This is a genomic window from Rubrivivax gelatinosus IL144 (genome assembly GCF_000284255.1).
GTDB classification, from domain to species: Bacteria; Pseudomonadota; Gammaproteobacteria; order Burkholderiales; family Burkholderiaceae_C; genus Rubrivivax; species Rubrivivax gelatinosus_A.
In genome coordinates this window covers 1,165,261-1,188,304 of sequence record NC_017075.1, presented here as the reverse complement: position 1 = coordinate 1,188,304, position 23,044 = coordinate 1,165,261, and the positions used below count along the sequence as shown (strand labels likewise).

Genomic DNA, 23,044 nt, shown 5'->3' with positions numbered 1-23,044 from the left:
AGCCGAATGGGCGCCGCGTTCAATCCGGGTTTTCAGGAGGGTGGGCCGCGGCGCCGGCCGGCGCGAGGCCGATGAAGGCCTTGATCGTGTGCAGCAGGGCCTGGATCTCGGCTTCGCCGAGCGCGTCGTACTGGTGGTCGTCGTCCACCGCGAGCAGCGTGATCGCCGGCGACAGCGGCCAGCGGCGGCGCGCTTCGGCAGCGCTGCCGTATTCGTCGCGCTCGCCCTGGACGATCAGCAAGGGCCTGGCCACGCGCGCCAGCACCTCGGTGCGCCGCGGCTCGGGCGGCCGCTCGGGGTGCTGGAACGGGTAGCCGAAGCAGACGTGGCACAGCAGCGGCGGCGCGTCCTCGGCCATCGCGCCGGCGATGCCGCCGGCCGAATGCGTCAGCAGCACGACGCGGCGGCCGTGCTGGCGGGCGATGAAACGCCGCAGCGCCGCCACGCCGGTGTGGTGGACCTCGTGCCGGCGGGCGAACAGGTAATCCCAGCGGGACGGACGGCCGGCCAGCAGCCCGAGCTTGAGCAGCCAGCGCACGGCAGGCAAGGCCGCCCAGCCGGCCGGCAGCGCCGCCAGCCAGGGCTCGGCACGCTCGTCCAGCCAGCGCCGCGTGTCGCCGGTGCGGCTTTCGTAGCGCAGCACCGGCATGCCGGCGAGGCCGAGCTCGTCGACGACGCGCGACAAGCCGCGCGATCCGCGCTTCCAGTTGTTGCGGCCGACGACCAGCAGCAGCGTCGCGGCCGGATCGACGGCCGGCGCCGACGGCACGTCAGGCCTCATGCAGCACGCTCCCCAGGCATCCGCACGCGGCGCCGGCCGACGGCCCGGCTCGCCGCGTGCCCGGGGATTGTCAGCGCGCGCCGGCCGCCAGCACCCGCGTGATCGCCTGGCGCAGCAGGTCCAGGCCGAGGTCGATCTCGGTGTCGCTGACGGTCAAGGGCGGCGCGATGCGGAACACGCCGCCCATGCCGGGCAGCTGCACGATGTTCATGCTCAGGCCCAGCCTCATGCACTCGCGCGTGATCGCGGCGCCGAGCTCGGGCGCGGCTTCGCGCGTGGCGCGGTCCTTCACCAGTTCCAGGCCGAGCAGCAGGCCGCGGCCGCGCACGTCGCCGATGCATTCGAAGTCGCGCTGCAGCGCACGCAGGCCGGCTTCCAGGCGCGCGCCGGCGATGCGCGCACGCTCGACGAGATGGTCGCGCGCGACGATGTCCAGCACCTTGGCGCCGACGGCCGCCGGCAGCGGGTCGGAGACGTGCGTCGTGTAGAAGAGGAAGCCGCGTTCATGGCAGGTCTCTTCGATCTCGGCGGTCGTCAGCACCGCGGCCAGCGGCAGGCCGGCGCCCAGGGTCTTGGACAGCGTCATGATGTCCGGCGTCACGCCGTCGCGCTGGCAGGCGAACATCAGCCCGGTGCGGCCGATGCCGGTCTGGGCCTCGTCGAGGATCAGCAGCATGCCGCGTTCGACGCACTTGGCCTTCAGCGCCGCCAGGTAGCCCGGCGGCAGCTCGAGGATGCCGCCCGAGCTGAGGATGGGCTCGGCGATGAAGGCCGCCAGGCTGCCGCAGGACTGGCGGTCGACGAGGTCGAAGGCGTAGTCGAGTTCGGCCTGCCAGTCGTAGACGCCGCCGCGCTCGAAACGCGGGCGGTACGGGTACGGCGCGGGAATCGCGAACGAACCCACCGCCGCCGGGCCGTAACCGCGGCGACCGGCGCTGTAGGTGGCCGACGCGGCGCCGCCGGTCATGCCGTGCCAGGACTGGGCGAAGCCGACGACCTCGTGGCGCCCGGTGTAGAGCTTGGCCAGGCGCAGCGCGGCTTCGTTGGACTCGGCGCCGGTGGTCAGCAGCAGCGCACGCTCCAGCCCTGCGGGCGCGACGCCGGCGAGCTTGGTCGCCAACTCGACGACCGGGCGGCTCAGCATGCCGCTGAACAGGTGGTCCAGGCGCTGCGCGTGGTCGGCGACGACCTCGGCGATCTCCGGGTGGCCGTGGCCGAGCAGCGCGCTCATCTGGCCCGACGTGAAGTCCAGGATCGCGCGGCCGTCGGCGTCGTAGACGAAGCTGCCGTGGGCACGTTCGATGATCATCGGCTCGAAGCGGCCGCCGTAGCGCACGAGGTGGCGGCGGGCGTTCTGCCAGAACTGCGGGTCGTCGTTGCGGGACATGGCGCGGGGCTCAGGGAAGCTCGGATGGCGACCAGCCTAAGCAAGCCTCAGCATCAAGAAAAGCTAATCTTTCTGACGGCAGCCATCAGCGATACTGATGGCTTGAGCCGAGACCTGGACCCCGACCTGCTGCGCTGCTTCGTCGCCGTCGCCGAGACGCGCACGCTGGGCCGCGCCGCCGCGCGCATCGGCCGCACCCAGGCCGCGGCGAGCATGCAGGTCAAGAAGCTGGAGACGCTGATCGGCCAGCCGCTGCTGCACCGCGGTGCACGCGGCGTGACGCTGACGCACCACGGCGAGCGCCTGCTGGGCCATGCGCGCACGTTGCTGCAGCAGCACGACGCGGCGCTGGCCGAGCTGACCGGGGCCGGGCTCACCGGCACGCTGCGTTTCGGCTGCCCCGACGACTACGCCGCGGCCTTTCTGCCGCGCATCCTGCGCGGCTTCGCCGGGCGGCACCCGCAGGCCGTGGTCGACGTCGTCTGCGCGCCCAGCCCGCGGCTGGAGGAACGGCTGCGCCGCCACGAGCTGGACCTGGCGCTGGTCTCCACCGCCGACGGCGCCGAACCGGCGCTGCGCCGCGAGCCGTTGGTCTGGGTCGGCCTGCGCGACGACGAGGGTGCGGCACGCGAGCCGCTGCGCCTGGCCTTGTCCGACCCCGACACGCTGGACCACCGCGCCGCCTGCGAGCGCCTGGACGCCGCCGGCGTCGCCTACCGCGTGGCCTACGCCAGCGCCGGCATGGCCGGGCTGCTGGCCGTCGTGCGTTCGGGCCAGGCGATCGCCGTGCTGACGCAGTCGGCGGTGCCGGCCGATCTGCGCATCCTGGCGCCCGACACGCGCCTGCCGGCGCTGCCGGCGGTCGGCGTGCTCGTCAGAACGGCGCTGCCGCGCCCGGCAGCGCTGGTCGCCGAGTTCGTGCGCCACCTGCACGAGGTCGTCTCCAGCGCATGAACGGCGTCGCGGCACGGGCAATGCTTGCCCGCATTCCATCGAACCCCGGCGGCCGAGGCCGCCACGACAGGACAACGAGATGAAGGTTTCCGTGATCGGAATGGGTGCCGTCGGCACCGAGATCGTCGGTCTGCTGGTGCACATGAGCGAGGTGACCGAGATCGTCGCCGTCGACAAGCTGCGCGAACGCGCCGAAGCCGAGATCTGGGACTTCTCCCACACGACGCCGTTCACCTACGCGAAGAACCCGCGGCTGGTCGTCGGCGAGTATGCGGAGACGGCGGACAGCGACATCGTCGTCATCACCGCCGGCGCCCAGCTGCAGCAGGGCCAGACGCGCGACGACCTGGTGCGCGTCAACAGCCGGATCCTGCAGGACATCATCGGCCGCGTGGAGCGCCACTCGCCGGGCGCCGTGGTCATCAACGTGACCAACCCGGTCGACGTGATGACCCAGGTGATGCTGCGAGCGTCCAGTTACCCGCGCGAGCGCCTGCTGTCGGCCGGCACGCTGATCGACACCGCACGCTTCCTGCGCATCCTGGCCGAGCACGTGAAGATCGACCCGAAGAACCTCTACGGCTACATGCTGGGCGACCATGGCGCCACCGGCTTCATCCCGTGGAGCCTGTGCCGCGTCTGCGGCGCCGAGGTCGACACCTTCTGCCGTTTGAACGGCCTGCCGCCGGTGGACCGCGAAGACATCCGCCGGCGGACGCTGGAAGCGGGTTTCCGCATCTTCGAGCGCAAAGGCAACACCAACCACGGCATCGCCGCCAGCGTGTTCCGCATCATCCGCGCGATCGAGTGCAACGAGCAGTCCATCCTGCCGCTGGGCGTGCTGCTGCAGGGCGAGTACGGCGTGGCCGACCTGGTGATGAGCGTGCCCTGCGTCGTCGGCCGCGGCGGCGTGCAGCGCATCCTGCACCACGAGTTCACGCCCGAGGAGGACACGCAGTTCCGCGCCTCGGAGCAGCATCTGCGCCATCTGCTGGCGCTGGCCTGAGCCGCTGCGCGCTCAGCGCTTGCGGCTTCGTTTGGCGGCGGGTTTGGCGACCGATTGGGCGGCCGCCTGGGCCGCCGCCGGGCGCGTGCGGTCCAGGTGGCTGGCCAGCATGCCGGCGACGACACGCGCGACGGCCTCCGGGTCCTGCGGCTCGTCGAACAGCAGCTCGACCGAGGCGTAGATCAGCTCGACGACGATGCGGCTGGCCAGCTGCAGCTCGGCGGCCGGCACCTCGGGCAGCGCCTTGGCGAGCATCGCCGCCTGGGCCGCCGTCACCTCGGCGTGCGAGCCCAGCCGCACTTCCTGCAGCGCCGGCACGGCGCGCAGCGCACGCATGATCCAGACGCCGCCTTCGGTCTGGCGCGTCACCTCGTAGGTGTCGAGCAGCAGGCCGGTCAGCGCCTTCTCCAGCGCCGGCGTGCCTCCGGCCAGCACCTCCTCGGACATCCAGCGCTCGACGCACACGTTCTGGCGGTGCATCAGGCGTTTGCCCAGCTCCGACAGCAGCGCGTACTTGTTCGGGAAGTAGCGGTACAGCGCCGGCGGCGTGACGCCTGCGCGTTCGGCGACGAGGTTGGTCGACAGGCGCTCGATGCCGACGTCCTCCAGGGTCGCGGCGGCGGCCGCGAGCAGGCGCTCGTAGGTCTCGCTGGCACGTTGCTGCGCCGGTTGGACCTTGGTGTCCAGGGACGGCTGTTCGCGCTGCGTACGAGGCATGACGGAGGAAGTGGCTGGCATGCGGGATTATCCGACGCCGTGCAGGCGCGCAGAAACATAGTTAACGCTAGATACTAGTGTTGACTAGGCGCAAATACACGAGGACGGCATGGACGGCGAGCGGCGCAGGCATGAACTCTCCGCGGCGGAAGTGGCTGCGGCGCTGGCCGTCGGCTCGGTCGCGCTGCTGGTGCTGGGCCTGATGCCGATCCTGCTCGGCGAGCTGCTGTCGGCGCGCCGGCTCAGCCTCGAAGGGCTGGGCATCGTCGCGATGGCCGAGATCGTCTCGCTGGGCCTGGGCGTGCTGCTCGGCGACCTGCTGCTGCCGCTGACGCGGCTGCGCCTGGTGACGGTCGTCGCCGCGGCCGTCGCCGGCGGGCTGGACCTGGGCACGCTGCAGGCCTCGGGCGACGCCGGCTTCGCGCTGCTGCGCGCCGGCGCGGGCCTGGCCGAGGGTGCGCTGGTCTGGGCCACGACCGCGGTCATCGTGCGCTGCCCCAACCCCGACCGGGACGCCGGCATCTTCTTCGTGATGCAGACCGCGGCCCAGGCGCTGCTCGGCTTCACGCTGGCGCGCTCGGTGATCCCGGCGCACGGCTGGCAGGGCGCCTACGTCGTGCTCGCCGCGCTGGTCGTCGTGCCGATGTTCGCCGCCGCGGCACTGCCGCGCGCGCTGGCGCCGCTGGCATCGGCGGCGCACACCGGTTTTCGCTGGACGGCGCACACGGCGCTGCCGCTGCTGGCGATCTTTCTGCAGATGGCGACGCTCAGCTCGCTGTGGTCCTACGTCGAGCCGCTGGGCCAGCAGGCGGGCTTCAGCGGACCGCAGGTGCAGACGCTGATCGCCGCGGCACTGGTCGTGCAGATGGCCGGCGGGCTGAGCGGCTCGGCGCTGGTGCGGCACCTGGCGCCGGCGCCGACGCTGCTGGCGGCCTCGGCGCTGCTCGGGCTGGTCGCGCTGGGCGTCTCGGGGACGGGCGGCGGCGCCAGCCTGGCCTTCGCGCTGCTCTGCACGGCCTTCGCCTTCACCTGGCTGTTCATGACGCCGTACCAGACCGGCCTGGCCTTCGTCGCCGACGGCAGCGGCCGCGTCGCCTCGCTGGCGCCGGTGGCGCAGCTGCTGGGCGTGGCCGCCGGGCCGCTGGCGGCGTCCTTGCTCGTCGACGGCGACGAGGTCGCGGCCGTGCCCTGGGTCAGCGCCGGCTGCGCCGCGGCGGCGGTGCTGGTGCTCGCCGCCATCGTCGCCCGACACCCCCGGGATCGGGTTTTCACCCAAGTTTAACGGTAGTCAATACTACATACTAGCCATGACTACTACGACAGGCCGCGGCGGATGACCGTACGCGGCCGGGCCCCGAACGCAAACCCGCCATGACTGCGTCGATCTTGAAATGGGCAGCGCGCAGCGCCTGCCGCCTGCCGATGCCGGCGATCAAGCTGCTGGGCGGCGCGCCGCGTGTCATCGACGGCCAGCACCTGGACCCCCTGGTGCAGTTCATGGTGCGCTACTTCGCCGACCCGCCGGGCACGCTGGACTCGGTCGAGAAGACACGCTCCGGCTTCGACCTGCAAGGCAACTGGCTGACCCACGCGCCCGAGCCCGGCGTGCGCATCGAGCCCTGGAGCTTCGACGGCCCGGCCGGGCCGGTGCGCTGCGAGATCCACCGCCCAGCGGCTCTGCCGCGCCGCGACGCGCCGGTGCTCGTCTTCTTCCACGGCGGCGGCCACGTCGCCGGCTCGCTGGACTCGCACCGCGACGTCTGCCGCCAGCTCGCCCACGAAGCCCGGTGCGCGGTGGTCGCCGTCGACTACCGCCTGGCGCCAGAACACCGTTTCCCGGCCGGCATCCACGACTGCCTGGCGGCCTTCGACGCCGTCGTCGCGCAGTCGGCCGCGCTCGGCTTCGCCCCGCGGCGCGTCGCCGTCGGCGGCGACAGCGCCGGCGGCAACGCCGCGGCGGTGGTCGCGCAGCAGCGCCGCGGCGCGCCCTGCCCGCCGCGCGTGCAGATGCTCTGGGTGCCCTGGCTGGACATGAGCCGGCAGTCGCGTTCCTACCAGCTCTTCGCCGCCGGCTACTTCCTCGAGAAGGTGAAGATGGAGTGGTACACGGAGCTCTACCTGCGCCGGCCCGAGGACGCGCTCGACCCGCTGGCCTCGCCGCTGCTCGGCGAGGTGCACGGCGTCTGCCCGGCGGTGCTGCTGATCGCCGGCTTCGACCCGCTGCGCGACGAAGGCGTCGCCTATGGCGAGAAGCTGCAAGCCGCCGGCGTTCCCACCTTCGTCAAGGTGTTCCAGGGCCTGGTGCACCCGTTCATCAACGTCGCCGGCTCGGTGCCCGCGGCGCGTGCCGCCTTCACCGAAGCCGCGGCCTTGCTGAGGGCGCGGCTGTGAGCCGGCCTCGTCCACCACGCGCGCCATCCGGCGGGCGGTCTTGCGTCTGACCACAGGAGCCGACAACGATGAGAGGGGACCCCGTGAAGCCGACAGCCCTGGCGCTGGCCGTGACGACGATGATGGCCGTGCAGCCCGCACGCGCCCTCGACCTCGAGCTGGGCGACGGGTGGCGAGGCAACCTCGACACCACGATCACGCTGGGTTCGGCCTGGCGCGTGTCCAAACGCGACGCGACGCTGGTCGGCGCCGGCAACGGCGGCAACGCCGCCAACGTCTCCACCGACGACGGCAACCTCAACTTCGACCGCGGCGACGCCATCAGCCGCGTGGTCCGCGCGACCCACGAGCTGGATCTCTCGCGCGGCGCCTTCGGCGTCTTCGGCCGCGTCACCTACGCCTACGACAACGTCGCCGCCAGCGAGCGCATCGACGCCTACGGCGACTCGGCCTCCGAGACCGGGCGCGAAGTCCGGCTGCTGGACCTGTACGGCCGCTACAACGGCGACGTCGACGGCAAGGCCTTCGCGCTGCGCCTGGGCAAGCAGGTGCTGAACTGGGGCGAGAGCCTGTTCATCCAGAACGGCCTCAGCGTCATCAACCCGGTCGACCTGTCCAAGCTGCGCTCGCCCGGCACCGAGCTGCGCGAGGCCTACATCCCGACGCCGATGGTCTGGGCCTCGCAGCAGCTGTCGGCCGACACCAGCGTCGAAGGCTTCGTGCTGTTCAAGGCCGACCACTACCGCCAGGACCCGCGCGGCACCTTCTTCAGCACCAACGACGTCGCCAGCGGCCGCATCGGCCACGGCGACTTCTCCGACCGCCTCTACCTGAACGCGCTGCGCCCCGACCAGCGCGGGCTGGACCCGAACGAGATCCCCGGCTACGACATCCTGAACGGCGGCACCGGCCAGTTCTGGCTCGACCGCGTCGCCGACAGGAAGGCCGACAAGACCGGGCAGCTAGGCGTCAACGCGCGCGTCGCCTTCCCGGAGCTGAACCAGCTCGAGCTCGGCTTCTACGCGATGCAGTACACGAGCCGCGTGCCCTTCATCAGCTACAACGCGGCGGCGGCGGGCGGCGTGCCGTCCTCGGCCAACCCGCTGTACCCGGCCGGCAGCGCCAGCTACTTCCTCGAGTACCCGGAGCGCATCCGCGTCTTCGGCGTCAGCGCGCGCGCCCAGGGCCCCTGGGGCGTGGCGCTGCAGGGCGAGTACACCTACCGCCCCAACCAGCCGGTGCAGCTCGGCGACCTGTCGACGCAGGCGGCGCTGGCCGGGCTGACCGGCCTGGTGCCGCCCGAGGTCTCGGCGCTGGCCGGCACGACGCTGCGCGGCTACGACCGCGTCAAGATGCACCAGATCCAGGTCAGCGCCACCAAGTCCACCGGCGCGGTGCTGGGCTCGACCGGCTCGATGCTGCTGGCCGAAGTCGGCTACACCCACCTCGGCCTGTCCGACGGCAAGGTCTACGACGGCCCGGGCGTCTATCTGACCTCGACCGAGCTCGTCACGCGGCTGGGCCTGGGCTCGGTGCTGGCCTCGCAGAGCGAAGGCTTCACGACACGCGCCTCCTGGGGCTACGTGCTGGCCTACCAGATGGACTACAGCCAGGCCATCGCCGGCATGACGCTGTCGCCGCGCGTGTCCTTCTCGCACGACGTGCACGGCACGGGCCCCAGCTTCACCGAAGGCGTGCGCTCGCTGAGCCTGGGCACCGCGCTGGTCAGCGCCGACAAGCGCTGGAAGGCCGACCTCTCGTACACGGGCTACTTCGGCGGCCGCGTCTACCGCGCCACCGACCCGGTCGCCGGCTTCCAGTACGCCTCGAACTCCAACCTGCTGAAGGACCGGGACTTCGTCGCGTTCAGCCTCAGCTATGCCTTCTGACGACCCGCCGTTGACGATAGGAGCCACCGTGCGACACCGCGCCCCGTCCATCCTCGCCGTGCTGCTCGCCGCAGCGTCCCTGGCCGTGCCGGCGGCCGCCCAGGCCCAGACCGCGGCCGATCTCGGCAAGAGCCTGAGCCCGGTCGGCGCCGATCCCAAGCCCAACGCCGACGGCTCCATTCCCGCCTGGACCGGCGGCGAGCGCGAGCTGCTCAAGTGGAGCAACGCCAACGACTACCCCAACCCTTACGCCGCCGAGAAGCCGCTGGCCGTCATCACGGTGGCCAACCTGGCGAGCTACCAGGACAAGCTCTCGCCCGGCCACGTCGCGCTGCTGAAGAAGTACGCGAGCTACGCGCTGCCGCTGTACAAGACCCACCGCAGCGCCTTCTTCCCGCAGGCCGTCTACGACGAGACGGCGCTGAACCCGGGCCGCGCCAGGCTGGTCAACGGCGGCATCGTCGGCTCGTCCGGCGGCGTGCCCTTCCCGATCCCGAAGAACGGCGAGGAAGTCATCCTGAACCACAAGTTCAGGTTCATGGGCGCGGCCTACGGCCAGACGCTGACCTACGCCAACGTCGCGCCCAACGGCGACGCCAGCTTCTCCAAGCTCGAATACGAGGTGCTGCGCCAGCACGGCAACCCGGCGATCAAGCCCGAGGCGCGCGTGCCCAACGTGCTGAGCTACTACCTCGAACGCAAGCTGGCGCCGGCGCGCGAAGCCGGCGAGATGGTGCTGGCGCATTCGGCGATCAGCGCCGAGCCGGGCAAGCCCTTCCAGTCGATCTGGATCTACAGCCCCGGCCAGCGCCGCGTGCGCCTGGCGCCCGAGTTCGCCTACGACACGCCGCAGCGCGACGGCATGCTGACCAGCGACGAGGTCGACGAGTTCAACGGCGGCACCGACCGCTACGACTGGAAGCTGCTGGGCAAGCGCGAGCTGATCGTGCCGTACCACAACTACGCGATGCTGCAGTCCGACGCCAAGGCCGCCGACATCCTCAAGCCCGGCCACGTCAACCCGAGCTACATGCGCTACGAGCTGCACCGCGTCTGGGTCGTCGAGGCGACGCTGAAGAAGGGTGCCAGCCACATCTACGGCAAACGTGTCTTCTACGTCGACGAGGACAGCTGGTCCGCGGTGCTGCAGGAGAAGTACGACCAGCGCGGCGAGCTCTGGCGGGTCTCGGAGACGGTGCCGATCATCGCGCCCTGGCTGGGCGGCGTGTTCACCTCCACCGACACCTTCTACGACCTGCGTTCGGGCCGCTACTTCACGACGCTGACCAACGACTCCAGGCCGAAGTTCAAGGTGCTCAACGAGCGCACGGCCGACTACTACTCGCCGCAGAACCTGCGCAACCTCGGCACCCGCTGACGCGGCCCCGGCCGCCCGACGCCGCGACGCCCATGTCTGCCCCTTCCCCGGCGCGCCGCGCCATCCTCCGCAAGGCCGGCGGCGCCGGTCTGGTGCTGCTGGCCCCCGGGCTGCACGCCCAGCCTGCGCCGGACGCCGCCGCCGCGCGCCCGCCCGACCGGCGCGCCGGCGTGCTGCTGGCCGGCTGCCAGCAGGGCGACAGCCTCTGGGTCGGCGACCACCGCGGCCAGCTCTACCGCTCGCGCGACGGCGGCGCCCATTGGCGCCGCAGCGCCGAGACCGGCGCCGGCGGCATCACCGCCATCGTCATGGCCGGCCGCCGCGGCCTGGCCGTCGGCCACCGCGGCACCGTGCTCGCCAGCGCCGACGGCGGCGACAGCTGGCAGGCGCGGCCCATCGCCACGCCCGAGTCGCTGTCGCTGCTGGACGCGCTGGTGCTGCCGCAGAACCGGCTGCTGGCCGTCGGTGCTTTCGGCGCCTGCTGGGCCAGCGACGACGGCGGCGCGCACTGGGCGGCGCTGAAGGCCGTCGAGGACGACCGCCACCTCAACGCCTGCGCGGCGACGCCGGCGGCGATCGTCGTCGTCGGCGAACGCGGCCTGGTGCTGCGCAGCGCCGACGGCGGCCGCAGCTGGGCCGAAACCGGCGGCGCGGCCAGCGCCTCGCTGTTCGCCGTCGTCGCAACAGGCGAACGCGAGTTCGTCGCCGCCGGCCTGGGCGGCACGCTGCTGCATTCGGCCGACGCCGGCCAGCACTGGCAGCTGCTGGCGGCGCAAGCGCCGGCCGCCTGGTACGGCGCGACGCTGGTCGGCCAAGGCGCTGGCCGGCGTGTGCTGCTGGCCGGCAACGGCGGCGCCGTCGCCAGCCTCGGCCCCGACGCGGCCGCCGGCTGGCGCCTGCAGCACCAGGCGCGTGTCGGCCCGGGCGCCTGGCGCACCGTTCTGAGCGGCGGCGCCTCGCGCAGCCTGCTCGCCGTCGGCGAGACCGGTATCCAGCCGCTGCCCCGCGGGCCCTGGCTGGCATGAAGACCTCGACGAGGACAGGCCCGTGACCCGGTTGCAGACCGCCACCCACCGCATCGCCGACGCGCTGATCCGCTGGCGCATCGCCGTGCTCGTCGTGATGAGCGCGCTGACCCTGGCCCTGGGCTGTTCGGCGACGCAGCTGCGCCTGGACGCGCGCTTCGAGAAGTCGATCCCGCAGCAGCACCCGTTCATGCGGGACTTCCTGCGCTACGAGAACGTCTTCGGCGGCGCCAACACGGTGCTCGTCGCGCTGGTCAACAAGCAGGGCGACATCTTCGAGGCGCGGTACCTCGAACGCCTGAAGGCCGCGACCGACGACGTCTTCTTCATCGACGGCGTGCGCCGCGAGTCGGTGATGTCGCTGTGGACGCCGCGCGTGCGCTACGTCGAGATCACCGAACAGGGTTTCGCCGGCGGCAGCGTCATCCGCTCGGGCTTCACCGGCTCGGCCGAAGACATCGCCACGGTGCGCACCAACACCGAGAAGTCCGGCGAGATCGGCCGCCTGGTCAGCAACGACCTGCACGGCGCGCTGATCCAGTTCGAGCTGCAGGACCGCACGCCGGGCAGCGCCGAGCCGCTGGACTACGAAGCCGTCGCGCGCAAGCTCGAGGCGCTGCGCGCCCGGTACGCCGACGAGCACGTCGACGTGCACATCGTCGGCTTCGCCAAGGTCATCGGCGACATCGCCGAAGGCACGCGCGGCGTGCTGCTGTTCTTCGCCGCCGCGGCCGCCGTGACGACGCTGCTGCTGCGCTGGTACAGCCGCTCCTGGGCGCTGACCTGGCGCGCGCTGGCCGTCGCCGTGCTGCCGGTGCTCTGGCTGCTGGGGCTGATGCCGCTGATCGGCATGGGCATCGACCCGCTGTCGATCCTGGTGCCCTACCTGATCTTCACGATCGGCGTCAGCCACGCGGTGCAGATGACCAGCGCCTGGTCGCGTGCGGTGCGCCGCGGCGCGACGCCGGCCGAGGCCGCGCACGAAGCCTTCGTCGCGCTCTTCGTGCCCGGCACGCTGGCGCTGCTGACCAACGCCATCGGCTTCCTGGTCATCATGCTCGTCGACATCGAGATCGTGCGCGAGCTCGGCGTCATGGCCAGCATCGGCGTCAGCCTGATGATCCTGACCAACAAGGTGCTGCTGCCGGTCATCCTGTCCTTCGGCCACCCGCGCCACGCGCCGCACCGCGCCGCGCGCGACGCCGCCGAGCAGCTGCCGCGCGCGCTGCGCTGGGTGGCCTCGGCGGCGACGGCGCCCTTGGCCGTCGGCGTGCTCGCCGTCTCGCTGGGCCTGGCCTGGGTGGGCCACGTCGAGGGCGCCAAGGTGCGCATCGGCGACCAGGGCGTGGGCATGCCGGAGTTCTTCCCGGACGCGCGCTACAACCGCGACTCGGCGGCCGTGCTGCGTTCGTTCAGCCTGGGCAGCGAGCTGCTGACGGTCTACGTCGTGCCGCCGGACGGCGCCCACGACGAGAGCACGCGCCAGATCTGCCTGCGGCCCGAGGCCGCCGACTACATCGACCGGCTCGAGGCGCGGCTCGGCGAGGTCGACGGCGTCTCGCGCGTCATCGCCTATCCGTTCTTCGCGGCGATGATCAACGCCGGCTGGAACGAGGGCAACATCAAGTGGCGCGTCGTCGCCGACAGCCCGGCGGCGATGGGCCAGGCCTCGAACCAGCTGATCACCGAAGGCGCCGGGCTGGTGGCCCGCTCGTGCGAGGCGATGCAAGTGCTGGTGTTCGCCGCCGACCACGACGCGCACACGATCAGCCGCATCGTCCAGGCGGTGCAGGACTACGCCGCAGCCAACCCGTCGGCCGCGGTGCAGCTCAGGCTCGGCGGCGGCAACCTCGGCGTGATGGCGGCGACCAACGAAGCCGTCAGCGCCGCCGAGCCGCGCATGCTGGCGGCGATCTTCGTCTCGCTGGCGGTGCTGTGCGTCATCACCTTCCGCGACCTCTGCGGCGCGGTCGTCATCATCGTGCCGCTGGCGCTGGTGTCGCTGCTGTGCAATGCGACGATGGCCTGGCTGGGCATCGGCCTGAAGGTCTCGACGCTGCCGGTGGTGACGCTGGGCGTCGGCGTCGGCGTCGACTACGGCATCTACCTCTACGAACGCCTGAAGCACCACCTGGCCGACGGCATGGCGTTGCCCGACGCCTGGGCGCTGTCGCTGCACGAACGCGGGCGCTCGGTGCTGTTCACGGCGGCGACGATGAGCGTCGGCGTCGGCTCCTGGGCCTTCTCGCAGCTGAAGTTCCAGGCCGACATGGGGCTGCTGCTGGCCTTCATGTTCCTGGTCAACGTGCTCGGCGCGCTGCTGCTAATGCCGGCGCTGGCCTGGCTGTGGCAGCGCCTGGCCTCGCGCCGGCGGGCGGCGCAGCTGGCGCCGGTGGCCGAATGAAGCCGCGCGCCTGGCTGCCCGCCGCCGCGGCGCTGCTGCTCGCGGCCTGCAGCCCGGCCGGCGCACCGCCCGCCGACGCCGATTACCACCGCGCCGAATCGATGCGGCCCGACGACGCCGCGCTGGCCGAGCGCTGGGAGCGCTCCTGCCGCCTGTGCCACACCACACGCGGGCCGGCGCCGCTGGCCGGCCACGCGCCGTCGTGGCGGCCGCGGCTGGCCCAGGGGCCGGCGGTGCTGCTGCAGCGCGCGCGCGAAGGCTTCAACACGATGCCGCCGCGGGGCCTGTGCGCCGACTGCAGCGACGAGGACCTGCTTCGTTTGATCGACTTCATGAGCCGGCCACGATGAACACACTCCCGCCCTTCACGCGCCGCCAGGTCTGCGCCAGCGCCGCGGCGACGGTCGTCGCCGGCTGGGTGACCGCCGCGGCCGCACAGACGCCGACGCCGGCTCGGCCGGTGGCAGCGCCGCGCTGGCGCAACTGGTCGGGGCTGCAGCAGGCCACGCCCGCGGCCATTGCCACGCCCGGCAGCGAAACCGAGCTGCAGGCGCTGCTGCGGGCCGCACGCGGCGAGCTGCGCGCCGTCGGCTCGGGCCATTCGTTCAGCGCGCTGGTGCCGACGCCGGGCACGCTGGTGTCGCTGGACCGCCTGTCCGGCCTCGTGTCCGTCGACAAGGCCGCCGGCACCGCGACCGTGCGCGCCGGCACCCGCCTGGCCGTGCTGGCCCAGGCGCTGGACGCCCAGGGCCTGGCGCTGCGCAACCTGCCCGACATCACGATGCAGACCCTGGCCGGCGCGCTGGCCACCGGCACGCACGGCACCGGCGCGACGCTGCCGGCGCTGCACGCCGACGTGCTCGCGCTGCGCCTGGTCGGCGCCGACGGCCGCCTCGTCGAGCTGGACGAGCGCCGCGACCCGCAGGCGCTGGCCGCGGCGCGTGTCTCGCTGGGCAGCCTGGGCGTCGCGACGCAGTACACGCTGCGGGTCGTGCCGGCCTACGCGCTGGAGCGCAAGGTCTGGCTGCGCCCGGTCGACCGCCTGCTCGAGGAAGCCCCGGCGCTGGCCGCGTCCTACCGCCACTTCGAGCTCTTCGTGCTGCCCTTCACCGGCTACGCGGCGGCCGTCGCGCACGCGCCTTACGCCGGCAGCGACGTCGTCACGCCGCGGCCGGCCGACGACACGGTGCTGGCCGACCTGAAGCGTTTGCGCGACTGGCTGGGCCGCTTCCCGGTGCTGCGCAGCTGGGCCGCGCAGCGCCTGATCGACCCGCAGCAGACCGAACACGCACGCGACCGCGGCTACCGGCTGCTGTCGACGACCCGCTCGGTGCGCTTCAACGAGACCGAATGGCACCTGCCGGCCGAACGGGGCCTGGACGGCCTGCGCGCGGTCATCGCCGAGATCGAGCGCCACCACGACGCCTTCTTCCCGATCGAGATGCGCTGGGTGCGCCGCGACGAGGCCTGGCTGAGCCCTTTCCACGGCCGCGACAGCTGCTCGATCGCGCTCCACGCCGCCGCCGACGAGGAGCACGAGACCCTCGTGCGCGAAGGCAGCCGCATCTGCCTCGCCCACGGCGGCCGGCCGCACTGGGGCAAGCTGCACACGCTGGGCGCCACCGAGCTGGCGGCGCTGTACCCGCGCTGGGCCGACTTCGGCCGCGTGCGGCGCGAGTTCGATCCGCAGGGGCGTTTCCTGAACACGCACCTGCGCCAGGTCTTCGGCCTCGCATGAGACCCGGCCGCCGCCGCCTGCTCGTCGGCGGCGCCGCGCTGGCCGCGGTCGCGCTGCTGCGCCCTGGCGAGCGCGGCGCGCCGCACGACGCCTACTTCGCCGCGCTGGCGCGCTCGCTGCGTGCCGCCGGGCTGGCGCAGCAGCCGACGCTGGTGCTGGACCTGGCGCGGCTGCGCGCCAACGCGGCGCTGGTGCAGCGCCACGTCGCCGGGCGGCTGCAGCTGCGGCTGGTGAACAAGTCGCTGCCCTGCCTGGCGCTGCTCGACGCCGTGGCCGCGGCCACCGGCACGCAGCGGCAGATGGTCTTCAACCTGCCGTACCTGGAGCTGACGAGCCGCGCGCGGCCGCAGTGCGAGCTGCTGCTCGGCAAGCCGCTGCCGGTGGCCGCCGCGGCGCAGTACCTGCGCCAGCGCCCGGCCTCGGGCTTCGAGCCCGCGCGCCAGCTGCAGTGGCTGGTCGACACGCCGGCGCGGCTGCAGCAGTACCGCGAGCTGGCGCGTGCGCAGCGCCAGCCGATGCGCGTGAACCTCGAGATCGACGTCGGCCTGCATCGCGGCGGCGTCGCCGACCCGGCGACGCTGCGCACGATGCTGCAGCTGATCGCCGAGGAGCCGCTGCTGCAGTGGTCGGGCTTCATGGGCTACGACGCGCACACCGAGAAGCTGCCCGACCTGCCAGGCTGGCGACCCTACGCACGCGAGCAGGTGCTGGTGCGTTACCGCGAAGCCGTCGACGAGCTGCGACGCAGCCCACTGGCCGCCCGGCTGGCCGACGCGACGCTGAACACCGGCGGCTCGCCGACCTTCAGGCTGCACGACGGCAGCGGCGCGGCCAACGAGGTCGCGGTCGGCTCGGCGATGGTCAAGCCGCTGGACTTCGACACGCCGCTGCTGGCGGACTTCCGCTGCGCGGCCTTCATCGCCACGCCGGTGCTGAAGGTGGCCGAGTTCCGGCCGCCGGTCGGCGTCGAGTTCGTCGGCACGCTGGCCCGCGCCTGGGACCCCAACCAGCGCCGCCAGGCCCACATCCACGGCGGCCACTGGCTCGCCGAGCCGGTGTCGCCGGCCGGGCTGGCGGCCAGCGCGCTGATCGGCCCGTCGTCGAACCAGCAGATCCTGCTCGGCTCGGGCCGCCAGGCGCTGGAGCCCGACAGCCTGGTGTTCTTCCGCCCGACGCAGAGCGAAGCGGTGCTGCAGCAGTTCGGCGACATCGCCGTCTGGGACGGCGAACGCGGCATCGTCGACACCTGGACGCCGTTCCCGGCGGCCGGCTGAGGCCCGGCCGCTCGCGTCGGCGGCGTTCAGTAGCCCTTGCTCTCTTCGGGCAGCAGGCCTTGCGCGACCCGCTCGCGGGCGCGTTTCTCGTCCCTCATCAGCCGGCCGTTGGCGACGTGGCGCACGATCCACGGCAAGGGCCTGACCTGGCCGCCGGCGCCCAGCGCCAGCACGTAGGCCTTGGCGCATTTCTCGAACAGCTCGGCGTTGAGCGCCAGGCGTGCGCCGGTCATGCCCAGCACCAGCGGCAGGCCGTCGTGGAGCGCGGCGTTGCCGCCCTTGGCCAGCGTCGCCACCCAGTTCGATGAACCGCGCGCCGCCGCCATCAGGCCGAGGTGGCGCACCTGCTCGTCGAACACGCCCGGCATGCGGCCGCCGAAGCCGGCGAGCTGCGGGCCGTAGAGACCGCCGCCGTGCAGCACGGCGCAGACGTCCTGGCGCGCGGCGAACACCGCCGCCGCCGGGATCGCCGTCTCGTCGCGCCAGTCGACGCGGCGCGGCGCGGCGTCGCCCGCGGCGCCGTGCCACATCGTGCTGCCGCCGGGAATGCGCAGCGACAGCGCGGCGCCGGCACCGTTCATCAGGCGCTTGCCGACCAGGCGCTCGCGCAGCGGGAGCCAGGTCGCCATCAGCAGGTCGTCGAGCTCCATGGCCTCAGACCAGCGCGAAGACGTCGTCGAAGCGGTTCAGCGCGTCGTCGATCACCTCGTCGGTGTCGGCCAGGCTGGTGTAGATGCGGCTGCCGGCCAGCGTGATCAGCCCGTGCGCGGTGTAGGCCGCGCCCATCTCTTCCATCATGTGCTTGCGGCGCTTGGCCTCGTCCTTCACCTTCAGCAGCTTCCACAGGCTGCTGGTGTCCAGCAGCAGCACGCCCGAGGTCTGCAGGTGCACGATCGAGCCCATGTTGTAGCTGACGTAAGGCAGGCCGCGGCGGCGGATGATCTCCTCCAGCCCCTGGCACAGCCGGTCGCCGGCGCGCCCGGCCTTGGCCGCAGCGCCGGTGCGCTCCATCTCCAGGATCGCGTGGTAGCCGGCGACGCAGGACAGCGGGTTGGCCGACAGCGTGCCGCCGACGAAAGCGCGTTTGGTGGTGGTGCCGATGCCGCCGACCAGCGACATCATGATGTCCTTGCGGCCGCCGATCGCGCCGGCCATCGGGTAGCCGCCGGTCAGGCACTTGCCGAGCACGGTGATGTCCGGCTTGACGCCGAAGTAGCCCTGGGCGCCGGCCAGCCCGGTGCGAAAACCCGTGACGACCTCGTCGAAGACCAGCAGCGCGCCGAACTCGTCGCAAAGCTGGCGCACCTGGCGGTTGTAGTCCCGGTGCACCGGCCGCGTGCCGCTTTCCGGGCCCAGCGGCTCGACCAGCACCGCCGCCGTGCCGCCGCGCAGGCGGTTCCAGCTCAGTTTGCGGCGCAGCTCGTCGAGGTCGTTGGGCAGGCACTCCTGGGTGTGGCCGGTGGCGCCGCGCGGGATGCCGGTGGCTTCCATGCGGCCGGTCTTGGGCAGGCGCATGCCGTAGACGAGCTGGTCGCTCCAGCCGTGATAGGCGCCGCCGACCTTGATGATCCACTTGCGACCGGTGAAGGTGCGCGCCAGGCGCACCGCGCCCATCACCGCCTCGGTGCCCGAGCCCAGCAGGCGCAGCATCTCGACGCCCGGCATGTGGCGGCAGACGAGTTCGGCAAGCTTCACCTCGTACTCGTGCAGCAGGCCGGTGACCGGGCCGCATTCGTCGATCAGCTCGTGCACCTTGCGCCGCACCGGCTCGTAGTTGCTGCCCAGCAGCGTCGGGCCGCCGGCCTGCAGGAAGTCGATGTAGCGGTTGCCGTCGACGTCGCTCAGGTGCGCGCCCTCGGCCTGCGAGAAGGCCAGCGGGAACGGATGGTTGAACGCCAGGTTGTGCTGCACGCCGCCCGGAATGACGGTCTTGGCGCGTTCGGACAGCGCCTTGGAGGTCTTGCAGCGCTCGTCGAAGTAGCGCTGCACCTTCTGCATCGCGTCCGCGCGCACTGGGCGCATCGGCTGCTTGACCAGCTCGTCGAAGCGGCGCTGCAACTGCTCGGTGTCGGGCCAGCGGGAGATGCCCGAGCTGGCTTCGGGGCCGTCGACCGGGTTCGGGGTGACTCGTGTATCCATGGTTTCCTCAGACGGATTGCTCGCTCGACAGGGACTGCGCCAGCTGCGTCAGGCCCTCGCGTCCCGGCGGGTTCGCGATGGCTCGCGCCCGGATGCCGTTCAAAAGCTGCTCGCGCGCGATCTGTTCGAGCGCGGAGACGGCCGACATCGCCTCGCGCACGCCACGGCCGCAGCACAGGATCCCGTGGTTGCGCATCAGGTAGGCGTTGAGATCGGGGCGCAGCGTCCTGGCCAGCTTGCGCGCCAGCCAGCCCGAGCCCGAAGGCGCGTAGCCGACCACCGGCACCTGCGCGCCGAGCAGCCCGTGCAGCGCCTGCGGCACCGCCAGCGGGCGGCCGATCAGCGCCAGCGCGCTGGCCACCGGCTGGTGCGTGTGGATGCTGCAGACGACGTCGGGGCGCCGGGTCAGCACCTGGGCGTGCAGCCCGGTCTCGACCGAAGGCGTGCGGTCGCCGGCCACCGGGCTCAGGTCGGCCAGGCGCAGCACGCAGACGTCCTGCGGCTGCATCGTCAGGTAGTCGGTGGCCGACGGCGTGACGGCGACCAGCTCGGCGTCGATGCGCAGCATGATGTTGCCGCCAGTGCCGGCGAAGAAGCCCCGGTGCGAGAGCTGCAGGCACAGGTCGACGACCTGGCGGCGTTCGGATTCGTAGGTCATGCGTGGCTCTCCCGCGGCGCGTTCAGGCGCCGGTACAGCGGCGCCAGGCGGCGGTGGATCTCCTTGAAGGACTCGAACTTGTCGCCGTAGAGCTGGCGCAGCGCCGGCTCGGGCTCGAAGACGCGGCGCGTGCGGCGCAGGCCGTCCAGGTCCTCGAAACGCAGCGCGCCGATGCCGATGGCGCCGAGGAAGGCCGCGCCCACCGCGTTGGCCTGGATCGGGTTCTCGAGCTGGCGGATGGCGCTGCCGGTGACGCTGGCGATGATCTGGCACCACACCTCGCTCTGGCCGCCGCCGCCGACGACGGTGATCGTCTCGGGCCGGCCGCCGAGGAAACGCGAGAAGGGCTCGAGCATCCAGCGCGTGTTCAGCGCCACACCTTCGAGGAAGGCGCGGAAGATGTCCTCGCGCGAATGGTCCAGCGACAGGTTGACGAGGCCGGCGCGCAGCCGCGGGTCGTCCACCGGCGTGCGTTCGCCGAACAGCCAGGGCGTGTAGTGCAGGCCGCGCGCGCCGGGCGGCACCCGCGCGGCGATGCGGTTGAGCACCTCGTAGACGGCCGGGTGTTCCTCGTCGCTGGCCAGTTCGTCGGCGTGGTAGAGGATGCGGTCGCGCAGAAAGGACAGGTTGGCGCCGGCGGTCGACTGCAGCGCCATCGCCAGATAGCGGCCTTCGACGGCGCCCGGCACGGCGGCGATCTTGTGGCGCACGTCGGTCTTCATGAACGGCACGTGCGCGCCCAGCCACGACGAGGTGCCCAGGTACAGGTGCGCCGCGCCGTCGGCGACGGCCGCGCCCACCGCGACCACCGAGTTGTCGACGCCGCCGGCGACCACCTTCACGCCCGGCGCCAGGCCCAGCGCCGCGGCGACTTCCGCGCGCAGCGTGCCGATCACGTCGGTGCTCTTGACGATCTCCGGGAACTGGTCAGGCACCACGCCCAGACGCGCGATCAGCGCCGGCGCGTAACGCACCTGGCGCACGTCGCGGTTGTCGGTCACCCAGCTCGTCAGGATCGCGTCCTGCGTCGTGCAGATGCGCCCGGTGAGGCGCAGGTTCAGGTAGTCCAGCGCGTTGAGGAACTTGTGCGTGCGCGCGTAGACCTCGGGCGCTTCGTCGTGGATCCAGGCGATGTGGCCGGCGCAGTCGCGCCCGGTGGCGGTCGGTGCGCCGCCGGTGAGGCGCAGCCATTGCCAGAGCTTCAGCGGCCCGTAGCCTTCGACGTTGAACAGCCGCCCGCGCGTGCGGCGCTGGATCGCGGCGGCGCCGCGCGAGTCGAGCCAGCTGATCGCCGGCCGCAGCGGCCGGCCGTCGCGGTCGATGCAGACCGTGACCTCGGCCTGGGTCGAACTGCAGACCGCGACCACACGCCGGCGCCGCGCGGCGTCGGCCGCCAGCAGCTCCTGCGACGCGCCGAGGAAGGCCTGCCACCAGGCTTCAGGATCCTGTTCGGCACAGGCGCCTTCGACGTGCAGCGAGACCGGCCGGAAGGCCCAGGCCAGCACCCGGCCATCGACCGACACCAGCGCGCATTTGCAGCCCGAGGTGCCCAGGTCCACGGCCAGCAGCAGGCGCTCGTCCTCGCTGGGCGGCTTCATCGTGTCGGCAGGCCCGCGGCGTGGGCAGGAGTTGGCAGCAGCACCGTCTGATCTCGATCACTTGATAGATATCGCTACTCTATAGCGATCGCTATCTTTTTGAAAAGACTTTGGCGCTGACCCGAGGGAAGACCCGGAGGCGAGGCCTCAGCGCGTAGGCGCCGGCCGACGCCGCACGGCGGCCGGGTCCGGGCCGCCGCAGGGCTGGCGCCTCACGCGCCGCGCCCGGCCGGCGCCCTAGGCTGGGAACCATGACTGCAGGCGATGGCCCTGCGGCGAAGACTCAGGAGATCGACATGAACGACATCCGCAACCCCGAACGAGACGAAGACAAGGGCCACCCGGTGGCCACCGGCGTCGGTGCCGCGCTGGGGGGCGCCGCCGGCGGCGTGGCCGGCGCGGCGGCAGCCGGTGCTGCCGTCGGCGGCATGACCGGGCCGGTGGGCGCCGCGGTCGGCGCCGTCGTCGGCGCCGTCGCCGGCGGCCTGATGGGCCGCGGCGCAGGCAAGGCGATGGACCCCGAGGCCGAAGACACCTACTGGCGCAGCAACTACACCGGCCGCCCCTACGTGACGCCGGGCGCCAGCTACGACGACTACGGCCCGGCCTACCGCTACGGCGTCGACGCCTACTCGCGTTTCCCGGACCGCCGCTTCGAAGACATCGACCAGGACCTGGAACGCGACTGGGGCAGCCGCCGCGGCACGTCCAACCTGGACTGGGGCAACGCCCGCCACGCCTCGCGCGACGCCTGGAGCCGGCTGAGCGACAGCGTCGAACGCGCGATCCCGGGCGACTCCGACCGCGACGGCCGCTGAGTCCGGCCGGAAACGAAGAGAGCCAGCAGCGCTGGCTCTTTTCGGTTTTTGGGCATGGAGGAATCGCCGCAGCGAACAGGCCGGGCGCTGTTCAATGGCGCGCGCCGGTTCGAGTTGGGGGGACCTCACACGCGCTAGGTCGTTGTCGGCAAAGTATCCGGTAGCGTCATGCCCGCTCCTACCGATCGTGCCACAAGCGGGCCAGCGCCCCAGAGGAGGAACGCAATGAACTCCGTGTCCCGCGGCGCTGCATTACTCGTCCTGATCGGGCCCGTCGCCGGGGCCGCCGCCCAGGAAAACGTTCTCTTCGACGCCATCAGGTCCGAGAGCTTCCCGGCCGTCTCGTCGCCGATCAAGGCGACGTTCCAGCCAGGTGCCGGGGACGCCAACCGAAAGCCCGTTGTGGTCATCCTGCACGGCGCGGGGGGTGTCGACGGGCGCGGGCAGGCCTACGCATCACGCCTGCTGGCCGCAGGCACAGCTTTTACGAAAAACTCGCGTGCAAGGAACGCGGATGCACTGTCCCAGTGAGTGCCGACGCGGTGGTGACCGAGCAGTCCATCAAGGCGGTGACCGAGCACTTCACCAAATACTTGCTCGTACCACGCTGATGCCGCATCCCCGGTGGCAGGTCAGACCCCGGAACGAAAAAAGCCAGCACGGTGTGCTGGCTTTTTCGATCCGATCGCTTGGTGCGAATCAGGAAGTTTGGTGGGCCCTGAGTGACTCGAACACTCGACCAACGGATTAAGAGTCCGCTGCTCTACCAACTGAGCTAAGAGCCCTGATTCGTATCCGCTGTTCGCTTGGTGGGTCGTGCGTGACTCGAACACGCGACCAACGGATTAAAAGTCCGCTGCTCTACCGACTGAGCTAACGACCCCGTC

20 protein-coding genes and 2 tRNA genes are annotated in these 23,044 nt (G+C 72.1%); 13 read left to right on the top strand and 9 right to left on the bottom strand.

The genetic code is table 11. The features are described from left to right. Nucleotides 1-19: 19 nt before the first annotated feature. Together RGE_RS23045 and RGE_RS05565 are read right to left on the bottom strand one after the other, a co-directional pair. Nucleotides 20-781 carry an alpha/beta family hydrolase gene (locus tag RGE_RS23045; protein ID WP_014427345.1) on the bottom strand — a complete coding sequence of 254 codons (762 nt, stop codon included), beginning with the start codon at nt 779-781 and terminating at the stop codon, nt 20-22. Between the two features lie 70 nt (nt 782-851). After that, nucleotides 852-2,168, bottom strand: a complete 1,317-nt coding sequence (locus tag RGE_RS05565; protein WP_014427344.1) for an aspartate aminotransferase family protein — start codon at nt 2,166-2,168, stop codon at nt 852-854. Nucleotides 2,169-2,270: 102 nt separating this feature from the next. On the opposite strand from RGE_RS05565, the gene RGE_RS05560 reads away from it, so the two are divergent. Then, a complete protein-coding gene (locus tag RGE_RS05560) occupies nt 2,271-3,122 on the top strand; it encodes a LysR substrate-binding domain-containing protein (RefSeq protein ID WP_014427343.1) in 852 nt (283 codons plus the stop codon). Between the two features lie 79 nt (nt 3,123-3,201). After that, a complete protein-coding gene (locus RGE_RS05555) occupies nt 3,202-4,128 on the top strand; it encodes a malate dehydrogenase (protein WP_014427342.1) in 927 nt (308 codons plus the stop codon). 12 nt (nt 4,129-4,140) lie between these two features. On the opposite strand, the gene RGE_RS05550 is transcribed toward RGE_RS05555, so the two are convergent. Then, nucleotides 4,141-4,845 (bottom strand): TetR/AcrR family transcriptional regulator, encoded by a 705-nt coding sequence (locus RGE_RS05550; protein WP_014427341.1) that lies wholly within the window; start codon nt 4,843-4,845, stop codon nt 4,141-4,143. A 109-nt stretch (nt 4,846-4,954) separates the two neighbouring features. Here RGE_RS05550 and RGE_RS05545 point away from each other — a divergent pair, with 109 nt between their 5' ends. The 9 genes from RGE_RS05545 (at nt 4,955) to RGE_RS05505 (ending at nt 16,944) form a co-directional block, all read left to right on the top strand. After that, nucleotides 4,955-6,127, top strand: coding sequence for an MFS transporter (locus RGE_RS05545; RefSeq protein ID WP_014427340.1), 1,173 nt, complete (start codon nt 4,955-4,957; stop codon nt 6,125-6,127). 89 nt (nt 6,128-6,216) lie between these two features. Continuing rightward, nucleotides 6,217-7,236: an alpha/beta hydrolase gene (locus RGE_RS05540; RefSeq protein WP_014427339.1), complete on the top strand. Its 1,020-nt coding sequence runs from the start codon at nt 6,217-6,219 to the stop codon at nt 7,234-7,236. 83 nt (nt 7,237-7,319) lie between these two features. Next, nucleotides 7,320-9,125, top strand: a complete 1,806-nt coding sequence (locus tag RGE_RS05535) for a DUF1302 domain-containing protein (protein ID WP_014427338.1) — start codon at nt 7,320-7,322, stop codon at nt 9,123-9,125. 28 nt (nt 9,126-9,153) lie between these two features. Beyond that, nucleotides 9,154-10,503 carry a DUF1329 domain-containing protein gene (locus RGE_RS05530; RefSeq protein WP_014427337.1) on the top strand — a complete coding sequence of 450 codons (1,350 nt, stop codon included), beginning with the start codon at nt 9,154-9,156 and terminating at the stop codon, nt 10,501-10,503. A 32-nt stretch (nt 10,504-10,535) separates the two neighbouring features. Then, on the top strand, nt 10,536-11,528 hold the full coding sequence (locus RGE_RS23040; RefSeq protein ID WP_014427336.1) for a WD40/YVTN/BNR-like repeat-containing protein: 993 nt from the start codon (nt 10,536-10,538) through the stop codon (nt 11,526-11,528). 22 nt (nt 11,529-11,550) lie between these two features. After that, entirely contained in the window at nt 11,551-13,932 is a 2,382-nt protein-coding gene (locus RGE_RS05520) for an efflux RND transporter permease subunit (protein ID WP_014427335.1), read from the top strand. Continuing rightward, nucleotides 13,929-14,282 (top strand): c-type cytochrome, encoded by a 354-nt coding sequence (locus RGE_RS05515; RefSeq protein WP_014427334.1) that lies wholly within the window; start codon nt 13,929-13,931, stop codon nt 14,280-14,282. The genes RGE_RS05520 and RGE_RS05515 overlap by 4 nt, the downstream gene beginning before the upstream one ends. Then, nucleotides 14,279-15,670 (top strand): D-arabinono-1,4-lactone oxidase, encoded by a 1,392-nt coding sequence (locus RGE_RS05510; RefSeq protein WP_014427333.1) that lies wholly within the window; start codon nt 14,279-14,281, stop codon nt 15,668-15,670. The genes RGE_RS05515 and RGE_RS05510 overlap by 4 nt, the downstream gene beginning before the upstream one ends. Beyond that, a complete protein-coding gene (locus tag RGE_RS05505) occupies nt 15,667-16,944 on the top strand; it encodes an alanine racemase (RefSeq protein ID WP_014427332.1) in 1,278 nt (425 codons plus the stop codon). The genes RGE_RS05510 and RGE_RS05505 overlap by 4 nt, the downstream gene beginning before the upstream one ends. 26 nt (nt 16,945-16,970) lie before the next feature. Here RGE_RS05505 and RGE_RS05500 read toward each other — a convergent pair whose 3' ends face one another. From RGE_RS05500 to RGE_RS05485, 4 genes are read right to left on the bottom strand one after another with little or no spacing between them, the layout of a single operon-like run. Then, on the bottom strand, nt 16,971-17,594 hold the full coding sequence (locus tag RGE_RS05500) for a hypothetical protein (RefSeq protein WP_014427331.1): 624 nt from the start codon (nt 17,592-17,594) through the stop codon (nt 16,971-16,973). Nucleotides 17,595-17,598: 4 nt separating this feature from the next. Then, complete coding sequence (locus RGE_RS05495) at nt 17,599-19,083, bottom strand: aspartate aminotransferase family protein (protein WP_014427330.1); 1,485 nt, start codon at nt 19,081-19,083, stop codon at nt 17,599-17,601. 7 nt (nt 19,084-19,090) lie between these two features. After that, nucleotides 19,091-19,741, bottom strand: coding sequence for a class II aldolase/adducin family protein (locus tag RGE_RS05490; RefSeq protein ID WP_014427329.1), 651 nt, complete (start codon nt 19,739-19,741; stop codon nt 19,091-19,093). After that, a complete protein-coding gene (locus tag RGE_RS05485; RefSeq protein WP_014427328.1) occupies nt 19,738-21,339 on the bottom strand; it encodes a xylulokinase in 1,602 nt (533 codons plus the stop codon). The genes RGE_RS05490 and RGE_RS05485 overlap by 4 nt, the downstream gene beginning before the upstream one ends. A 296-nt stretch (nt 21,340-21,635) precedes the next feature. On the opposite strand from RGE_RS05485, the gene RGE_RS05480 reads away from it, so the two are divergent. Both RGE_RS05480 and RGE_RS05475 read left to right on the top strand, forming a co-directional pair. After that, on the top strand, nt 21,636-22,157 hold the full coding sequence (locus tag RGE_RS05480) for a hypothetical protein (RefSeq protein WP_014427327.1): 522 nt from the start codon (nt 21,636-21,638) through the stop codon (nt 22,155-22,157). 225 nt (nt 22,158-22,382) lie between these two features. Continuing rightward, entirely contained in the window at nt 22,383-22,688 is a 306-nt protein-coding gene (locus RGE_RS05475; RefSeq protein WP_043783832.1) for a hypothetical protein, read from the top strand. A gap of 178 nt (nt 22,689-22,866) precedes the next feature. On the opposite strand, the gene RGE_RS05470 is transcribed toward RGE_RS05475, so the two are convergent. Both RGE_RS05470 and RGE_RS05465 read right to left on the bottom strand, forming a co-directional pair. Further along, nucleotides 22,867-22,942: transfer RNA gene (locus tag RGE_RS05470), tRNA-Lys, on the bottom strand. 22 nt (nt 22,943-22,964) lie between these two features. Next, a tRNA-Lys gene (locus tag RGE_RS05465) sits at nt 22,965-23,040 on the bottom strand. Nucleotides 23,041-23,044: the final 4 nt, after the last annotated feature.